Origin of the sequence: Pantoea sp. SIMBA_079, assembly GCF_046940275.1 — a bacterium.
GTDB classification, from domain to species: domain Bacteria; phylum Pseudomonadota; class Gammaproteobacteria; order Enterobacterales; family Enterobacteriaceae; genus Pantoea; species Pantoea borealis.
This window is the reverse complement of the sequence record NZ_JAWRYR010000660.1, coordinates 1-250: the sequence shown is the minus strand read 5'-3', so window position 1 is coordinate 250 and position 250 is coordinate 1. Positions and strand designations below refer to the sequence as shown.

The 250-nt window shown below is 66.0% G+C and carries 1 pseudogene; it reads right to left on the bottom strand.

Going from position 1 to position 250, the window contains the following annotated elements:
• Positions 1 to 250: pseudogene (secD, locus tag SB719_RS21590) on the bottom strand (protein translocase subunit SecD); the annotation flags it as partial.

Genomic DNA, 250 nt, shown 5'->3' with positions numbered 1-250 from the left:
CCAGCACGATGCCGATGCTGTTGTCGGCGCGGCGCTCGACGCTGGAATAGCCGATGCGCTCATCGCGCAGCGTGGTGCGGATGCCGTCGGCGTAGCCGTCGACGCGCTTCTGCAGCGCGGCTTCCTGGTCGACCTGCATGACGAAATGCACGCCACCCTGCAGGTCCAGACCCAGCGACATCGGCGAGGCGCCGATGTTCTCGAGCCACTCCGGCACCGTCGATGCGAGATTCAGCGCGACCGAATAATC